15 protein-coding genes are annotated in these 15,464 nt (G+C 67.1%); 8 read left to right on the forward strand and 7 right to left on the reverse strand.

Features of this window, described 5'->3' with window-relative positions; all coding sequences use genetic code 11:
• Positions 1 to 198 precede the first annotated feature (198 nt).
• The 5 genes from zwf (at position 199) to eda (ending at position 6,183) form a co-directional block, all read left to right on the forward strand.
• Entirely contained in the window at positions 199 to 1,635 is a 1,437-nt protein-coding gene (gene zwf / locus ICJ04_RS11380) for a glucose-6-phosphate dehydrogenase (RefSeq protein WP_188324367.1), read from the forward strand.
• On the forward strand, positions 1,632 to 2,639 hold the full coding sequence (gene glk, locus ICJ04_RS11385; RefSeq protein WP_188324368.1) for a glucokinase: 1,008 nt from the start codon (positions 1,632 to 1,634) through the stop codon (positions 2,637 to 2,639). The genes zwf and glk overlap by 4 nt, the downstream gene beginning before the upstream one ends.
• On the forward strand, positions 2,639 to 3,361 hold the full coding sequence (gene pgl / locus ICJ04_RS11390) for a 6-phosphogluconolactonase (protein WP_188324369.1): 723 nt from the start codon (positions 2,639 to 2,641) through the stop codon (positions 3,359 to 3,361). The genes glk and pgl overlap by 1 nt, the downstream gene beginning before the upstream one ends.
• A 55-nt stretch (positions 3,362 to 3,416) precedes the next feature.
• Positions 3,417 to 5,333 (forward strand): phosphogluconate dehydratase, encoded by a 1,917-nt coding sequence (gene edd, locus ICJ04_RS11395; RefSeq protein WP_188324370.1) that lies wholly within the window; start codon positions 3,417 to 3,419, stop codon positions 5,331 to 5,333.
• A gap of 190 nt (positions 5,334 to 5,523) precedes the next feature.
• Complete coding sequence (eda, locus tag ICJ04_RS11400; RefSeq protein WP_188324371.1) at positions 5,524 to 6,183, forward strand: bifunctional 4-hydroxy-2-oxoglutarate aldolase/2-dehydro-3-deoxy-phosphogluconate aldolase; 660 nt, start codon at positions 5,524 to 5,526, stop codon at positions 6,181 to 6,183.
• Between the two features lie 89 nt (positions 6,184 to 6,272).
• Here the strand turns inward: eda and ICJ04_RS11405 are convergent, their stop codons facing one another.
• From ICJ04_RS11405 to ispG, 3 genes are all read right to left on the reverse strand, one after another.
• Positions 6,273 to 6,920: a response regulator gene (locus ICJ04_RS11405; RefSeq protein WP_188324372.1), complete on the reverse strand. Its 648-nt coding sequence runs from the start codon at positions 6,918 to 6,920 to the stop codon at positions 6,273 to 6,275.
• 184 nt (positions 6,921 to 7,104) lie between these two features.
• The gene (locus tag ICJ04_RS11410; protein ID WP_188324373.1) at positions 7,105 to 7,845 is read right to left on the reverse strand and encodes a phosphatase PAP2 family protein; all 741 of its coding nucleotides are present in this window, start codon (positions 7,843 to 7,845) and stop codon (positions 7,105 to 7,107) included.
• Positions 7,826 to 9,091, reverse strand: coding sequence for a flavodoxin-dependent (E)-4-hydroxy-3-methylbut-2-enyl-diphosphate synthase (ispG, locus tag ICJ04_RS11415; RefSeq protein WP_188324374.1), 1,266 nt, complete (start codon positions 9,089 to 9,091; stop codon positions 7,826 to 7,828). The genes ICJ04_RS11410 and ispG overlap by 20 nt, the downstream gene beginning before the upstream one ends.
• Before the next feature lie 114 nt (positions 9,092 to 9,205).
• Between ispG and ICJ04_RS11420 the strand changes: the two genes are divergently transcribed.
• On the forward strand, positions 9,206 to 10,435 hold the full coding sequence (locus ICJ04_RS11420) for an ATP-binding protein (protein WP_188324375.1): 1,230 nt from the start codon (positions 9,206 to 9,208) through the stop codon (positions 10,433 to 10,435).
• Positions 10,432 to 11,016, forward strand: coding sequence for a response regulator transcription factor (locus ICJ04_RS11425; protein ID WP_188324376.1), 585 nt, complete (start codon positions 10,432 to 10,434; stop codon positions 11,014 to 11,016). Before ICJ04_RS11420 ends, ICJ04_RS11425 begins: the two co-directional genes overlap by 4 nt.
• Positions 11,017 to 11,113: 97 nt before the next feature.
• Here the strand turns inward: ICJ04_RS11425 and pgi are convergent, their stop codons facing one another.
• Complete coding sequence (gene pgi / locus ICJ04_RS11430; RefSeq protein WP_188324377.1) at positions 11,114 to 12,622, reverse strand: glucose-6-phosphate isomerase; 1,509 nt, start codon at positions 12,620 to 12,622, stop codon at positions 11,114 to 11,116.
• On the reverse strand, positions 12,619 to 12,999 hold the full coding sequence (gene panD, locus ICJ04_RS11435) for an aspartate 1-decarboxylase (RefSeq protein ID WP_182337771.1): 381 nt from the start codon (positions 12,997 to 12,999) through the stop codon (positions 12,619 to 12,621). The genes pgi and panD overlap by 4 nt, the downstream gene beginning before the upstream one ends.
• A 170-nt stretch (positions 13,000 to 13,169) precedes the next feature.
• Between panD and ICJ04_RS11440 the strand changes: the two genes are divergently transcribed.
• Positions 13,170 to 13,736, forward strand: a complete 567-nt coding sequence (locus tag ICJ04_RS11440; RefSeq protein WP_188324378.1) for a hypothetical protein — start codon at positions 13,170 to 13,172, stop codon at positions 13,734 to 13,736.
• 76 nt (positions 13,737 to 13,812) lie between these two features.
• On the opposite strand, the gene panC is transcribed toward ICJ04_RS11440, so the two are convergent.
• Both panC and panB read right to left on the reverse strand, forming a co-directional pair.
• Entirely contained in the window at positions 13,813 to 14,652 is an 840-nt protein-coding gene (gene panC, locus ICJ04_RS11445) for a pantoate--beta-alanine ligase (RefSeq protein WP_188324379.1), read from the reverse strand.
• Positions 14,649 to 15,464 carry a 3-methyl-2-oxobutanoate hydroxymethyltransferase gene (gene panB / locus ICJ04_RS11450; protein ID WP_188324380.1) on the reverse strand — a complete coding sequence of 272 codons (816 nt, stop codon included), beginning with the start codon at positions 15,462 to 15,464 and terminating at the stop codon, positions 14,649 to 14,651. Before panB ends, panC begins: the two co-directional genes overlap by 4 nt.

Below are 15,464 nucleotides of genomic sequence, written 5' to 3' on the forward strand. Positions count from 1 at the left end.
CACGTGGCAGTATCCGTAGGTTGCTGCGCACGCAGTGTGCATCGATGATGGAACGTACACCCGGCCCCTCGTGACGGGCAGCGCCAGCAGACGCTGGCATGCACCCACGATGGAACGGACAAAGCAGCGCCAAACCCCTCCCGGAACCCAGCCAGGCAGCGATTGACAACGATGTCACCCGGATCTGAAACTCGAGAAATGCACGATACCCTCTTCCTGTTCGGCGCCACTGGCGATCTGGCCCAGCGCTACCTCTTCCCTTCCCTGCTGCGGCTGCTTGGTGATGGCCTGCTGCCGGAAGACTTCAAGGTCCGTGCGCTGGCATTGTCGCCGCACGACACCGACGCCTTCCGGGACATCCTGCGCCCGCGCCTGCAGCAATCCATGCCGGCAGCCAGCGAAGCGGACATCGCCTCGCTGCTGCAGCGTATCGACTACCGCTCGGTGGACCTGCGCAACGCCGACTCGGTCGCTGAAGCCGTGGCCGACCAGGTCGGTCGCCGCTGCGTGAGCTACCTGGCGATTCCGCCCGGCCTGTACATCTCCACCTGCGAAGGTCTGGCCAAGGGCGGTGCACTTGCCGCACCGCACCGGCTGATGCTGGAGAAGCCGATCGGCAGCGACAGCGAAAGCGCCGAGCAGATCATCAGCACCATCGGCCAGTGGATCGACGAAGACCGCGTGTTCCGCCTGGATCATTACCTCGGCAAGGCCGCGGTACAGAACCTGATCGCGCTGCGTTTCGGCAACACGCTGCTGGAAGCCGTGTGGAACCGGACCTACATCGAATCGGTGCACATCCTGGTGTCCGAGAGCGAAGGCGTGGATGGCCGCGATGCCTACTACGCGCGCTCCGGTGCGCTGCGCGACATGGTGCAGAGCCATATCCTGCAACTGCTGTGCCTGGTGGCGATGGAGCCGCCGGCGTCGCTGGAAGCCGATCGCATCCGCGATGAAAAGGTCAAGGTGCTGCGCTCGCTTCGTCCGCTGGATGCCAAACACGCCGCACGTGACAGCGTGCGTGGCCGCTACACCGCCGGCAGCATCGACGGCCAGCCGGCGCAGGCCTATCAGCCGCCGGAAGGCAGCGACGTGGAAACCTTCGCCGGGGTCACCGCGCACATCGACAACTGGCGCTGGAGCGGCGTGCCGTTCCACCTGGTCACGGGCAAGCGCCTTCCCGAGCGCACCAGCCGGGTCGTGGTCACGCTGAAGCCGGTCACCCATTGGTTGTTCGAGCGCCCGCATCGTGGCCAGGCCACACCGAACCGGCTGGTGTTCCAGCTGCAGCCGCAGGAGAACATCGAGCTCGGCCTGATGAGCAGCCTGGCGGGCCCGGAATGGGGCGCGCTGGAACTGCAGCCGGTCGAGCTTGATCTGTCGGTACCGACCGGCCTGCACCGCCGCATCGCCTACGAACGCCTGTTCCTGGACGCCTTCAATGGCAACCACGCTTTGTTCGTCCGCGATGACGAGGTGCGTGCGGCATGGCACTGGATCGACAGCGTGGCCGATGCGTGGAAGAACGCCGATCTGCCGTTGCAGCCGTATGCCGCCGGCACCTGGGGCCCCGCCGAAGCGGCCGGCTTCCTGCCTGGCGATGTCATCGATACCGCACACGGAGACCCGGCATGACGGCGCAGGAGCGGCCGCTGCTGGTCGCCGACATCGGCGGCACCAATGCACGCTTCGCACTGGCCGACACCGCCAGTGACACGCCGCTGCTGGAAGACAGCATCCGGGAATTCCCGGTGGTCGATTTTCCTTCGCTCGGAGATGCCGCACGGCATTACCTGCAGGAAGTCGCGGCCGAGGCAGACCGCGGCGTGTTCGCCGTTGCCGGTCGCGTGGACGGTGACGAGGCCCGCATCACCAACCACCCGTGGGTGATCTCGCGCAGCCGCACGGCGGCAATGCTCGGGTTTTCCGAGCTGCACCTGATCAATGACTTCGCCGCGCAGGCGATGGCCATTTCGCTGCTGCAGCCCAAGGATGTGGTGCAGATCGGCGGTGCCGCGTGGAGTCCGCGGCGCAGCGGTGCACCGGCCAACTACGGCGTCATCGGCCCTGGCACCGGCCTCGGTGTGGGTGGACTGGTGATCCGCAATGACCGCTGCTTCCCGCTGGAAACCGAGGGCGGCCACGTCAGCTTCCCGCCGGGCACCCCGGAAGAGATACGCATCCTGGAAATCCTGTCGGAAACCTTCGGCCGGGTATCCAACGAGCGCCTGATCTGTGGCCCCGGGCTGGTCAACATCCATCGCGCCGTCTGCGAAATGGCCGGCTTCGATCCAGGCCACCTCAAGCCGGCCGATGTCACCGCACGCGCCGCTACGGGCGATCCGCAGGCGATGCGTGCAGTGGACCTGTTCTGCGCGATCTTCGGCGCCATCGCCGGTGACCTGGTGCTCATCCAGGGGGCGTGGGACGGCGTGTTCCTGACCGGCGGCCTGGTGCCGCGCATGCTGGAATCCCTGCAGCATTCCGGCTTCCGCCAGCGCTTCGAACACAAGGGTCGTTTCTCTTCGATCATGGGCCGGGTTCCTTCGCTGGCCGTCATCCACCCCAATCCCGGCCTGCTCGGCGCGGCGGCCTATGCGGTCGATGCGCAGTGCGGTGCCCTCGGAGCTGTTGCCTGATGCCTGTTCCCTTCTCTACCGACCGCGTCGAATTCATCGCCCACCGCGAAGCCGACGGCTGGATCGAATCCGTTGCCGCGGACATGGCGAAGATCCTCAACGCCGACATCGCCGAACATGGCCGTGCGCGCATGCTGCTGTCCGGCGGCACCACCCCCGCGCCGGTGTACCAGGCATTGGCCGAGCTGGACGTGCACTGGGACCGCGTAGAAGTGGGGCTGGCCGACGAACGCTGGCTGTCACCGCAGGATCGCGACAGCAATGCGCGCCTGGTCCGCGAAAACTTCCTGCAGCGTGCCGAAGGCGCCCATTTCGATCCGCTGGTGCGCATCGGCAAGCCGCTGGCCGAGTGCGTGTACACCGCCAACCTGCAGGCCCAGCACAGCCTGCAGCCGAGCGTGGTTGCACTGGGCATGGGCAATGACGGACATACCTGCTCGCTGTTCCCCGGCTCGCGCGAGCTGCCGCGTGCACTGGAAAGTACCCTGCCCTACGCCTCACTGGATGCAACCGGCTGCCCGGGCGCCAACCAGTGGCCGCTGCGCATCACCCTGACGCCGCATGGCCTGCGTTCCTGCCGCCAGCGCCTGCTGCTGCTGCGCGGCAAGCAGAAGCTGGAAGTGCTGCAGCACGCGCTGGACAGCAACGACGTCCACCAGTATCCGATCCTCGCCGCCATCGAACAGCCCGGTCCGCGCCTGCGCGTGCACTGGGCCGACTGACCTGATCGCCGTGAACCGCTTTCCCCCTCTCGCCACCTTCCAACGCTGGTAGCCAATGAGTCTGCATCCGCAACTGCACGCCATCACCGAGCGCATCGTCCGCCGCAGCGCCGCCTCGCGCGCCGCTTACCTGGCCGGGATCGATGCCGCCCTTCGCGATGGTCCGTTCCGCAGCCGCTTGAGCTGCGGCAACCTTGCCCACGGTTTCGCCGCCTGTGGCGGTACTGACAAGAGCCGCCTGCGTGGCGGTGTGACGCCGAACCTGGGCATCATCACCTCGTACAACGACATGCTGTCGGCCCACCAGCCGTTCGAGAGCTACCCGGAGCAGATCCGGCAGATCGCGCGTGAGCTGGGGGCGACCGCCCAGGTGGCCGGCGGTGTGCCGGCGATGTGCGACGGCGTGACCCAGGGCCGTGGCGGCATGGAGCTGTCGCTGTTCTCGCGTGATGTGATCGCCCAGTCCACCGCGATCGGCCTCAGCCACGACATGTTCGACGCGGCGATCTACCTTGGCGTGTGCGACAAGATCGTACCTGGCCTGCTGATCGGCGCGCTCGCCTTCGGCCACCTGCCGTCGGTGTTCGTGCCGGCCGGACCGATGACCCCGGGCATCCCGAACAAGCAGAAAGCAGAAGTGCGTGAGCGCTACGCCGCCGGCGAAGCGACCCGCGAGGAGCTGCTGGAGGTGGAGGCCGCGTCGTACCACGGCGCCGGTACGTGCACGTTCTACGGCACGGCCAATTCCAACCAGGTGCTGCTGGAAGCCATGGGCGTGCAGTTGCCGGGTGCCTCGTTCGTCAATCCGGAACAGACCCTGCGCGGCGCGCTGACCCGCGAGGCCACCGTACGCGCGCTGGACATGACCGCGCTGGGCGATGATTACCGCCCGATCGGCCGGATCATCGACGAGCGCGCGATCATCAACGCCATCGTGGCGCTGATGGCCACTGGTGGCTCGACCAACCACACCATCCACTGGATCGCGGTGGCACGTGCCGCCGGCATCGTGGTGACCTGGGACGACATGGACGAGCTGTCGCAGCTGATCCCGCTGCTGACCCGCGTCTATCCCAATGGCGAAGCCGATGTGAACCGCTTCGCCGCTGCCGGCGGACCGGCCTTCGTGTTCGGTGAACTGATCCGCGCCGGGCTGATGCACGGCGACATCGTCACCGTCGCCCGCGGCGGCATGGCCGACTACGCACGCGAGCCGCGCCTGCAGGACGGCCAGGTGGTATGGGTGGACGGCATCATCCGCAGCGCGGACGAGGACGTCGCGCGCGGCGTCGACAACCCCTTCGAAAGCCAGGGCGGCCTGCGCCTGCTGCGTGGCAACCTCGGCCGTTCGCTGATCAAGCTGTCTGCAGTGAAGCCGCAGTACCGCACCATCGAAGCGCCTGCCGTGGTGGTCGATGCGCCGCAGGTGCTGAACAAGCTGCATGCCGCAGGCCTGCTGCCGCAGGATTTCGTGGCAGTGGTGCGCTACCAGGGCCCGCGTGCGAACGGCATGCCCGAGCTGCATTCGCTGGCGCCGCTGCTGGGCCTGCTGCAGAACCAGGGCCGCCGCGTGGCGTTGGTCACCGATGGTCGCCTGTCCGGTGCGTCGGGCAAGATTCCGGCGGCGATCCACGTGACGCCGGAGGCCGCACGTGGCGGTCCGCTGGGCAAGGTACGCGAGGGCGACATCATCCGCCTGGATGGTGAAGCGGGCACGCTGGAAGTGCTGATCGATGCGGCCGAGTGGGCAGCGCGCGAGCAGGCACCGAACACGGCGCCGGCTGCCAATGATCTGGGTCGCAACCTGTTCGCGATCAATCGCCTGGTAGTGGGTCCGGCCGATCAGGGGGCGATTTCGATTTCCTGCGGGCCGGCAGCCTCTGACGGCAGTGCGTGGGATTACGACGCGGAATACGAACTGGGGCATGACGCCGCAGCGGCGGCGGCACCGCACGAGTCGAAGGACGCCTGAGCATCATGCGGTGACGATTCCTGGCCGAGGCTGCGGGAGGCCTCGATCAGGACACGCCGCAAGTACGTCCATGTAGGCTCGCACACGCGCATCCCTGCGCGAGAGCGGTCCTGACCGAGGCCTCCCGCAGCCTCCGGACACATTCCTGGCGCGTTGTGCGCAGCAGAAGAAAAGAAAGGAAAAGCAGAGCATGGGTATCGCAGAGCATCAGGTACGGGCGGCGGAATTGTTGCGTGCAGCGGGCATCCTGCCGGTAGTGACCGTGCATACGCTGGATCAGGCGCGGGCGGTCAGTGCGGCGTTGCTGGAAGGTGGCCTGCCGGCCATCGAGCTGACCCTGCGCACGCCGGTGGCGATGGACGCGCTGGCGATGTTGAAGCGCGAACTGCCGGGCGTGGTGGTGGGTGCAGGCACCGTGCTGACGGTGGAGCAGATGCAGCAGTCCATCGATGCGGGTGCGGATTTCCTGGTGACGCCGGGTACGCCGGCGCACATGGCCGATGCGTTGGCCGCGGCACCGCTGCCGGTCGTGCCGGGTGCGGCCTCGCCGACGGAACTGCTGGCCCTGTACGCGCGGGGGTTCCGGGTATGCAAGCTGTTCCCGGCCACCGCCGTGGGCGGGCTGGCGATGATCAAGGGACTGGCCGGGCCGGTGCCGGACCTGAAGCTGTGCCCGACCGGCGGCATCACCGAAGACAGCGCCGCAGAGTACCTCGAGCAGAAGAACGTGCTCTGCATCGGCGGGTCGTGGATGGTGCCGGGCAACTGGATCGCCGACGGCGCGTGGGACAAGGTGCGCGACGCAGCGGCGGGTGCGGCGAAGATCGTCGCCCGGGTGCGCGGTCACTGAAGCGGTAGCGCCGCGCCCTGCGCGGCGGCGGACGACAGGGTGACGATCAACGGTCGTCACCCAACCACACGTACCGCTACCTGCTCCGATCACATCGGGCGGGCGGGGTCCACCAGGCCGTACTGGCTGGCCATGCGCGCCAGCGCGATGTTGTCGTGGATACCCATCTTCTCGAACAGGCGTGCCTTGTGCGTATTGATGGTCTTCGCGCTCAGGCTGAGCCGGCGCGCGATGTCTTCCTGGCGCAGCCCCTGGGTCAACAACAGGGCCACTTCCAGCTCGCGCGGCGACAGGCTGTCGAACGGCGAGGCACTGCCCTCCACCGTGGACAACGCCAGGTTCTGCGCGATGTTGCTGCCCAGGTAGCGCCGTCCCTGCGATGCCTCGCGGACCGCGCGCAGCAGCTCCTGCGCGTTGCAGCCTTTGCTGATGTAGCCGGACGCACCGGCCTCCAGCAGCCGCTTGGGCATGGGGCCATCTTCCAGCACGGACACGATGACCACGCGAGTGGCTTCCTGTCCGCGCACGATGCGCTCGGTGACTTCCAGGCCACTGACGCCCGGCAGGTGCAGGTCGCACAGCACGACGTCCGGCTTCAGCTGGCGGATTTCGCGCAGCGCATCCTCGCCACACTCCGCCTCGCCGATGACCTCGATATCGGTCTCACCGGACAAAATCATCTTCATTCCGGTACGGACCAGTGCGTGGTCATCCACCAGATAGATACGAATCGTCATGCATGTTCCCCTTTCACCACCGCTGCCGTCTTCCACGGTAGGTACCGCGCAGACGCCCCACAAGCGTAGTTCCCGACGGTCGCTGCCGAACTGCGGCCAGAATCACATAACGCCCGTGTCTGACCCTGTACCGCTCGCCGTGAACCTGCTTGTCCGATCAATATAGCCTATAGGAGGCGCATCTTTACGGTTTGTTCACGTCAGCCCGGGCGAGCGGCCCACGCCGGGGACCCCACGGACGCCGCTGGCGGAACATCACCAGATAGCAGCCCACGACCCACACCAGCGCCGCACACCAGCCGGCCAGGATGTCGGAGGGGTAATGCACGCCCAGATAGATCCGCGAGATGCTGACCAGCACCGCGAACAGAGGCGCACCGATCAGCACCGGCACACGCCAGCGCGTGTTCCACGCCAGCAGCACGACCACGCAGGTGAAGGTCATCGAGCCCATCGCATGACCGCTGGGGAAGCTGTACGTGGACTCTGGCGCGATGGACTCCCATAGGCTTGGCCGATCGCGCTGGAAGAACTGCTTGCTGCCCATGTTGAGCAGGGCAGATCCGACGAACGCGATCGCCGCGAAGCTGGCCTCACGCCAGTGCCGACGCAGCAGCAGGGCCGCCACGATGACCACGTCGGCCGGGATCAGGAACCACTCATAGCCCAGCCGCGTGACTACCACGACGAACTGGTCAAGCGCCGGGCCATGCCAGCCATGCATGCGCATCAGCAGCGGGGCGTCGAAGTGGAACGATTCGAACTCATGTACTTCATCGGCCAACGCAACGAACACCGCCAGCGGCACCAGCACGCCGGCGAACAGCAGCAGGAAGCGCCACGCGTTGCGCGACAGCCAGTGACGAACCCCTGCCGCCTCTTCCTGGCCGTCCGGTCCGACGAGGTTATCCGGCACTTCGGACATAGTTGCGCTCGACGTAGTCATCGATCAGGGCCACGAATTCCTGGGCGATGTTCTCGCCGCGCAGGGTGACCGACTTCTCGCCATCGACAAATACCGGCGCCGACGGCGCTTCCCCGGTGCCCGGCAGCGAGATGCCGATGTTGGCGTGCCGCGACTCACCCGGGCCGTTGACGATGCAGCCCATCACCGCCAAGGTCATGTTCTCCGCGCCGGGGTGCTCGATCTTCCACAGCGGCATGCGCTCGCGCACGTGGTTCTGCACGACCTTGGCCAGCTCCTGGAAGAACTCGGAGGTGGTGCGGCCACAACCGGGGCAGGCGGTGACCAGCGGCGTGAACGCGCGCTGGCCCGTGGTCTGCAACAGTTCCTGGGCGACGATCACTTCCTGCGTACGCGACTGGCCCGGTTCGGGCGTCAGCGATATCCGGATGGTGTCACCGATACCTTCCTGCATCAGCACCGCCAGCGCGGCTGCCGAGGCGACGATGCCCTTGCTGCCGATGCCTGCTTCGGTCAGGCCGAGGTGCAGGGCGAAATCGGACCGCTGCGCCAGGTCGCGATACACGGCGATCAGTTCCTGCACGCCACTGACCTTGGCCGACAGCACGATGCGGTCGCGCGGGAGGCCCAGGTCGACGGCGGTTTCCGCCGAATCCAGTGCCGACCGGATCAGCGCCTCGCGCAGCACCCGCCCGGCATCCCACGGCTGCGCGCGCTGGGTATTTTCATCCATCAACCTGGCGGCCAGCGACTGGTCCAGCGAGCCCCAGTTCGCGCCGATGCGCACCGGCTTGTCGTAGCGGATGGCGAACTCGATCAACTGCGCGAACTGCAGGTCTTTTTTCTTGCCGAAGCCCACGTTGCCGGGATTGATGCGGTACTTCGCCAACGCTTCGGCGCAGGCCGGCTCGGCGGTGAGCAGCTGATGGCCGTTGTAATGGAAATCGCCGATCAGCGGCACCTCGATGCCCATCATCGCCAGCTTCTCGACGATGCGCGGGATCGCGGCAGCCGATTCGGCGTTGTTGACCGTCAACCGGACCATTTCCGATCCAGCGCGCCACAGTTCGGCGACCTGCTTGACGCTGGACGCCACGTCGGCGGTATCGGTGTTGGTCATCGACTGCACCACCACGGGCTTGCCGCCGCCCACGATCACCCCGCCGATGCGGACAGGTTGGGTCAGGCGGCGCGGCCAGGCGGTGGGCTCGGCAGGAGGTGTGGGGCGGGAGACGGCGTCATGCATCGGAATATTCTAGCGCTGCCGCGCGACCGCCGGGTGACTCCCATTCAGTGCCGGTGCGGTCTGCGGCCGATTGTCGCAGGCAGGACACACGGGGAGCGCATACGATGAGCGCCCATGACCTCTCCCGACGCCCCGTTCCTGCAGACCCTGTGCAGCCTGCGCTGGCTGGCTACCGCCGGCCAGGCGGCGACCATCCTGGTGGCCACCTGGGTGCTGGGCCTGCCGCTGCCGCAGGTGCCCCTGTGGGCCGGCGTGCTGGTGCTGGCCCTGTTCAACACGTATGCGCAGCTGCGCGTGCACGGCACCGATACCGCGCCAGTGACCGCCTTCGGCCATATCCTGGTGGATGTCACCGTACTGACCTGGATGGTCGGCTGGAGCGGCGGCATCAGCAATCCCTTCGGCTCGCTGTTCCTCATCCTGATCGCGTTGGCGGCACTGGCCCTGCCGGCACGCTGGACGCTGGCGGTGGCCGCGTCGTGCCTCATCGGCTACTCGGTGAGCGCCGCGTTCGGCCTGCCGCTGCCGGCCGGCGGCTACTTCGCCCCGGAAGACCTGCAGCAGTGGGGCGTGGTGGCCAACTTCCTGATCTCGGTGACGGTCGTGCTGGCGTTCTCCACGCGGCTGGCGGTTGCCCTGCGCCAGCGCGAACACGAGCTGTCACTGCTGCGCGAGCGCTTCGCCCGCAACGAGGGCATCGTCGCGCTGGCCACCCATGCCGCATCGGTGGCGCATGAGCTGAACACCCCGCTGGCGACGATGACGCTGCTGGCCGACGATATCGCCGAGCAGAACGAAAGTGCCGAGGTGCGCGACGACGTGGAAACCCTGCGCGAACTGCTGGTGCAGTGCCGCGAGCGGGTCCTGGCCCTGGCCGCGCCGGCATCACCGGATGTGCCCGGGCGAGGACCGGCCACCGCGCTGCAGGTGCTGGAGCAATGGCGGCTGGTACGGCCGACCATCATCCTCAGCCGCAACGCAGATGCCCCGCTTACCCTGCCGCTGGATGCCGGCGTCGGCCACCTGCTGATGGTGCTGCTGAACAACGCCGCCGAGGCCGGTGAAAACGCCGGACGCGCGGAAGTCGAACTGTCGCTGCGCATCGAGGGCGACGACCTGGTGGGCGAAGTCCGTGACTTCGGCCACGGCTTCGATGCACGCCAGGCCGTCCTGCCCGCCACCCTGTTCAGCTCAAGCAAGAGCGAGGGCATGGGCGTCGGCCTGGCCCTGTCCCACGCCACCATCGAACGCCTGCATGGCGAAATGTGGATGCGCCCTGCGCATGGCGCAGGCAGCCGCGTCGGCTTCCGTATTCCGCTGGTCCCCCGCGAGGAAACCCCATGAACACTGCCCTGCCCTCTTCCGCCGCAGGCCTGCATGGCGATGGCCTGCTGGTCGACGATGACGAACTGTACCTGCGCACGCTGCAGCGCAGCCTGGCCCGCAAAGGCCTGGAAACGCGCACCGCGCAGGACTCGGCAAGTGCCCTGTTGCTCGCCCGCCAGCAGCCGCCCGCGTTCGCGCTGATCGACCTGAAGCTGGGCAGCGAGTCCGGGCTGGCGCTGATCCAGCCCCTGCGTGTCCTGCGCGAAGACATGCGCATCCTGCTGGTCACCGGGTATGCAAGCATCGCCACGGCCGTCGAGGCCATCAAGCTGGGCGCCGATGACTACCTGCCCAAGCCGGCAACGGTGCCGATGATCCTGCGCGCGCTGGGGGAAGAAGATGACGGCCCGGCCGACGATGGCGAGCTGGACCTGCCTGATGCGATGACGCCGATCAGCCGGCTGCAGTGGGAGCACATCCAGCAGGCGATGCATGAAACCGGCGGCAACGTATCGGCTGCCGCGCGCCTGCTCGGCATGCACCGGCGTTCGTTGCAGCGCAAGCTGGCCAAACGCCCGAGCCCCGAACCCTCACGCTGACGGCGGAATGCCGGCCTGCGCGATCCGTCTGGTAGCGCCGAGCCATGCTCGGCGGAATGCCGGCCCCGCGTGACACACCACGGGGCATCTACCTGACTTACAACAACCGCAGGATCTCGCGCGTCATCGGATCGGTGATCTCCACTGCCTCGCCCTGCAGCGCCGGCAGCAACTGGCCTGCCAACTGCTTGCCCAGCTCCACGCCGAACTGGTCGAACGCGTTGATGTTCCAGATCACCGACTGCACATACACCGCGTGTTCGTACATCGCGATCAGTGCACCCAGCGCCTGCGGCGTCAGCGCATCCAACAGGATCATGGTGCTCGGACGACCGCCCGGGTAATCCCGATGCGGGTCATCGCTGGACTGGCCATTGGCCAGGGCCTCGGTCTGCGCCAGCAGGTTCGCCAGCAGCGCCTGATGGTTGACCGTGTACGGATCATCGCTGCGCACGCAGCCGATGAAATCGGCCGGAATCACACTGGTGCCCTGGTGCAGCGCCTGGAAGAAGCTGTGCTGCACATCGGTGCCCGCCCCGCCCCACCATACCGGCACGGTATCGCTGGCCACCGGCTGCCCATCGCGCTGCACGCGCTTGCCCAGGCTCTCCATCACCAGCTGCTGCAGATACGCCGGCAGCAGGGCCAGGCGCTGGTCATAGGTCATCACCGCATGCGTGGCATGACCCAGCAGGTTGCGGTTCCAGATATCGGTCAGCGCGTGCAGCACCGGCAGGTTGCGCTCGAGCGGCGCGTCCAGTGCGTGCGCGTCCATCTGCGAGGCGCCGTCCAGCAACTGCTCGAAACGTTCAAAGCCAATGGCCAGCGCGATGGGGAAACCAACGGCCGACCACAGCGAATACCGGCCACCCACCCAGTCCCACATCGGCAGCACCCGGCTGGATGCGATGTCGAACGCCTTCGCTGCACGTTCGGGATTGGCGCTGACCGCATACAGACGTTCGCTGCCGCCCAGCCAGTCGTGCAGGATCTGCCCGTTGAGCAGGGTCTCCTGCGTGCCGAAGGTCTTGGAGATCAGGATGCCGGCGGTGCGCGCCGGATCCAGCGTGGCCAGCGTGCGCTGCATGGCCGCGCCATCCACGTTGGACACGAAATGCACGCGCAGCCGGCTGCCATCAACCGGGCGCAGGGCATCGGCCACCAGCCGCGGACCGAGGTCCGAACCGCCGATGCCGACGCTGACGACGTCGGTGACGCCACTGGTTTCCAGCGCGCGCACCAGCTCGCCCATCTGCTGCCGGACCTGACGTGCCGTAGCGAACGCGTCGGCGGCGACCGGCGCATCCACCACATCGCCACGCAGCGCCGTATGCAGCGCGGCGCGGCCTTCGGTCAGGTTGACCTGCTCACCACGGAACAGACGCGTGATCGCACCGCCCACGTCGCGTTCGGCGGCCAGCGACAGCAACGCCTGCAACGCAGCGGCATCGTACTTCTGCCGCGCGAAGTTGACATACAACGGACCGACCCGCAGCGCCAGATCGGTGACACGGCCGGGTTCGGCGGTGAGCAGATCCGGGATGCGCGCGCCACGCAGGCGCTGGGCATGGGAGTGAAGCGCGTCGAGTCCGTTGTGTGTGGTCATGCGGCCTGGGTCGGGATGCTGTCGTTGGTGTGGGAGATCTGGTTGTTGCCATCCACATATACCAGCTTCGGCCGGAAGCTGTCTGCTTCCTGCTCGGTCATGCTGGCGAACGCGGCGATGATGATGATGTCGCCGACCTGCACGTGGCGCGCCGCGCCGCCGTTGAGCGACACCACGCCGCTACCGGCCTCGGCACGGATGGCGTAGGTGCTGAAACGGGCGCCGTTGGTGACGTCCCAGATATGCACCTGTTCGAACTCGCGGATGCCGGTGGCAGCCAACAGGTTGTCGTCGATCGCGATCGACCCTTCGTAGTTCAGCTCCGAATGGGTGACGGTGGCGCGGTGGATCTTGGTCTTCAGCAGGGACAGATGCATGGCACAGGCAACGCGGTAAAGGAAAGTCCGGATTCTACCATCTGGGGGATTGGCGACAGGGGCAGCCCATGCCAGTCAGGCGGCGGTTCAGGTACTGGCGGCCACGCACGATTCCCGCAAGCGCGGCTTGCTTGCATCCGCTGAACTGTCCGCTTCAACCGGGAGTACCCATGTTCGCCACCCTCAGCCGTGCCAAGGATTTCGACCAGCTTGTCAGCCGCTTCTCCGGCCCTACCCGGATCGGCGATGTGCCGGCAGAACCCCGCCGACGCAAGCTGCGTTCGGTCGCCGTGCGCAACGTGCACCGGCCACCTGTGGGGCCGCCACGGCGCCGCGTTGAGAGGTCAGGCGCCGGCCCGGCGGAAACTGCGCCGCTAGCGGGCAAGGCGAAGGACGCTATGCAGTTTCCCGCCACCGGCATCTATGCCGCGCATCCGATGCTGCGCAGAATCGCAAACCTGGAAGCCAAGCTGGCGCAGGCCGCGTGGGCCGAGGCCGAACAGACCGACAAGGCGATCTCGGTGGCCAGCGGCTTCTGCTACCGACCTTCCGCCCCGGCTAACGCAGTGAGCCCTGCGCCATTCCGCACGCCCACGCTTCTGGATACCGAATCAGACAGGGCGATGGAGATCGCGGTGCAGATCCATGAACAGCGGATGGCACGCGGGCAGCCGGTCTACCCCGATAGAACCTGGTATCGCGAAGGGCTGGTCAGGCGGGCGCTGGAGCAGGTGTAAAAAAGGGTCAGAGTCCTTTTCGCTTCGCGAAACGGACTCTGACCCGGTTGCGCCCCGTTTGCGCCATGCCCCAGCGTCAGAACTCGAGATTGTCGATCAGGCGCGTGCTGCCCAGCCGGGCAGCGATCAGGGCCACGCGCGGGCCGCCTTCATGCGGCGGTTCGATCAGGTCCGGCGTGCGCAGTGCGGCATAGTCCACCTGGAAGCCTGCCGCCTGCAGCGCGTCTACAGCATCAGCCTCGATGCGCTCGCGCGCATGCCCGCTGATGTAGCCCTCGCGCATCCCCATCAACACCCGGTGGATGGTGGTCGCGGCCGGGCGTTGCGTTGCATCGAGATACTGGTTGCGCGAACTCATGGCCAGGCCATCGTCTTCGCGCACGATGTCACCGCCGACGATCTGGATGGGGAATGCCAGGTCGGCCACCATCTGCCGGATCACCGCCAACTGCTGGTAGTCCTTCTTGCCGAACGCGGCCACGTCGGGCTGGACCTGGTTGAACAGGCGCGATACGACCGTGCACACGCCATCGAAATGGCCAGGGCGGTGCGCCCCTTCAAGCAGGCCACTGATGCCGGGCACGCTGACATTGGCCGCCAGCTCGACGCCGAACGGGTACATCGATTCGACGGTCGGCAACCACAGCACGTCGCAGCCCGCGTCTTCCAAGCCACTGGTGTCGGCCTCGGGGGTGCGCGGGTAGCGGGTGAAATCCTCGTTCGGGCCGAACTGCGTCGGGTTGACGAACACGCTGGACACCACGCGGTCGGCGTACTGCCGCGCCAGCGCGACCAGCGAATAATGGCCCGCATGCAGGTTGCCCATGGTGGGCACCAGCGCAACGCGCAGCCCCTCGCGCTTCCAGCCGCTGACGATGGCGCGCAGCTGGGCAAGTTCGGTGACGGTCTCGATCATGATGCGTAGGCGTGCTCAGCGTCGGGGAAAGTGCCGTCGCGCACGGCGTCGGCGTAGGCACGGACAGCACCGGCCACCGAACCGCCTTCGGCAAGGAAATCCTTGACGAACTTGGGCCGGCGGTGGCCACTGTCCAGGCCGAGAAGGTCATGCATCACCAGCACCTGGCCATCGCACTGCGGGCCGGCGCCGATGCCGATGGTGGGCACGGACACCGCCGCGGTTGCTGCGGCGGCAACGGGGGTGGGCAGGCATTCCAGCACGATCATGCTGGCGCCTGCCTCGACCACGGCCTTGGCATCTTCCACCAGCTGCCGCGCGGCATCACCACGGCCCTGCACGCGATAGCCGCCCAGCCGCAGTACCGACTGCGGGGTCAGCCCAAGGTGCGAACAGACCGGAATCTCGCGTTCCACCAGATGGCGGATGATGTCCAGCTTGAAGCCGGCGCCTTCGATCTTGACCATTTCCGCGCCGGCCTGCAGCAGCTGCAGCGATGCATCGAACGCGCGCTCGGGCGTAGCGTCCGCACCAAAGGGCAGATCCGCCACCAGCAGCGCGCGTTCCAGTACGCGGGCCACCGCACGGGTGTGGTAGACCATGTCGGCAACGGTCACCGGCAGCGTGGAATCATGGCCCTGGACCACCATGCCCAGTGAATCGCCAATCAGGACGATGTCGACCCCGTTGGCATCGAAAGCGCGGGCGAACCCTGCGTCATAGGCGGTCAACATGACCAGCTTCTGGCCGTTGCGCTTGGCCTCCGCCAGCGCCGGGACGGTCCAGGGCTTGCTGTCTGCGTGCGTGCTCAT

Origin of the sequence: Stenotrophomonas sp. 169, from assembly GCF_014621775.1 — a bacterium.
Taxonomy (GTDB): domain Bacteria; phylum Pseudomonadota; class Gammaproteobacteria; order Xanthomonadales; family Xanthomonadaceae; genus Stenotrophomonas.

Excerpts from the sequence above, each read along its gene's own strand:
- panC (WP_188324379.1), bottom strand. The coding sequence starts at position 14,652 with ATGATCGAGACCGTCACCGAACTTGCCCAGCTGCGCGCCATCGTCAGC.
- pgi (WP_188324377.1), bottom strand. The coding sequence starts at position 12,622 with ATGACCACACACAACGGACTCGACGCGCTTCACTCCCATGCCCAGCGC.
- edd (WP_188324370.1), top strand. The coding sequence starts at position 3,417 with ATGAGTCTGCATCCGCAACTGCACGCCATCACCGAGCGCATCGTCCGC.
- panB (WP_188324380.1), bottom strand. The coding sequence starts at position 15,464 with ATGAGCACGCACGCAGACAGCAAGCCCTGGACCGTCCCGGCGCTGGCG.
- ICJ04_RS11420 (WP_188324375.1), top strand. The coding sequence starts at position 9,206 with ATGACCTCTCCCGACGCCCCGTTCCTGCAGACCCTGTGCAGCCTGCGC.
- ICJ04_RS11425 (WP_188324376.1), top strand. The coding sequence starts at position 10,432 with ATGAACACTGCCCTGCCCTCTTCCGCCGCAGGCCTGCATGGCGATGGC.
- panD (WP_182337771.1), bottom strand. The coding sequence starts at position 12,999 with ATGCATCTGTCCCTGCTGAAGACCAAGATCCACCGCGCCACCGTCACC.
- ICJ04_RS11405 (WP_188324372.1), bottom strand. The coding sequence starts at position 6,920 with ATGACGATTCGTATCTATCTGGTGGATGACCACGCACTGGTCCGTACC.
- ICJ04_RS11440 (WP_188324378.1), top strand. The coding sequence starts at position 13,170 with ATGTTCGCCACCCTCAGCCGTGCCAAGGATTTCGACCAGCTTGTCAGC.
- zwf (WP_188324367.1), top strand. The coding sequence starts at position 199 with ATGCACGATACCCTCTTCCTGTTCGGCGCCACTGGCGATCTGGCCCAG.
- pgl (WP_188324369.1), top strand. The coding sequence starts at position 2,639 with ATGCCTGTTCCCTTCTCTACCGACCGCGTCGAATTCATCGCCCACCGC.
- glk (WP_188324368.1), top strand. The coding sequence starts at position 1,632 with ATGACGGCGCAGGAGCGGCCGCTGCTGGTCGCCGACATCGGCGGCACC.
- ispG (WP_188324374.1), bottom strand. The coding sequence starts at position 9,091 with ATGCATGACGCCGTCTCCCGCCCCACACCTCCTGCCGAGCCCACCGCC.
- eda (WP_188324371.1), top strand. The coding sequence starts at position 5,524 with ATGGGTATCGCAGAGCATCAGGTACGGGCGGCGGAATTGTTGCGTGCA.
- ICJ04_RS11410 (WP_188324373.1), bottom strand. The coding sequence starts at position 7,845 with ATGTCCGAAGTGCCGGATAACCTCGTCGGACCGGACGGCCAGGAAGAG.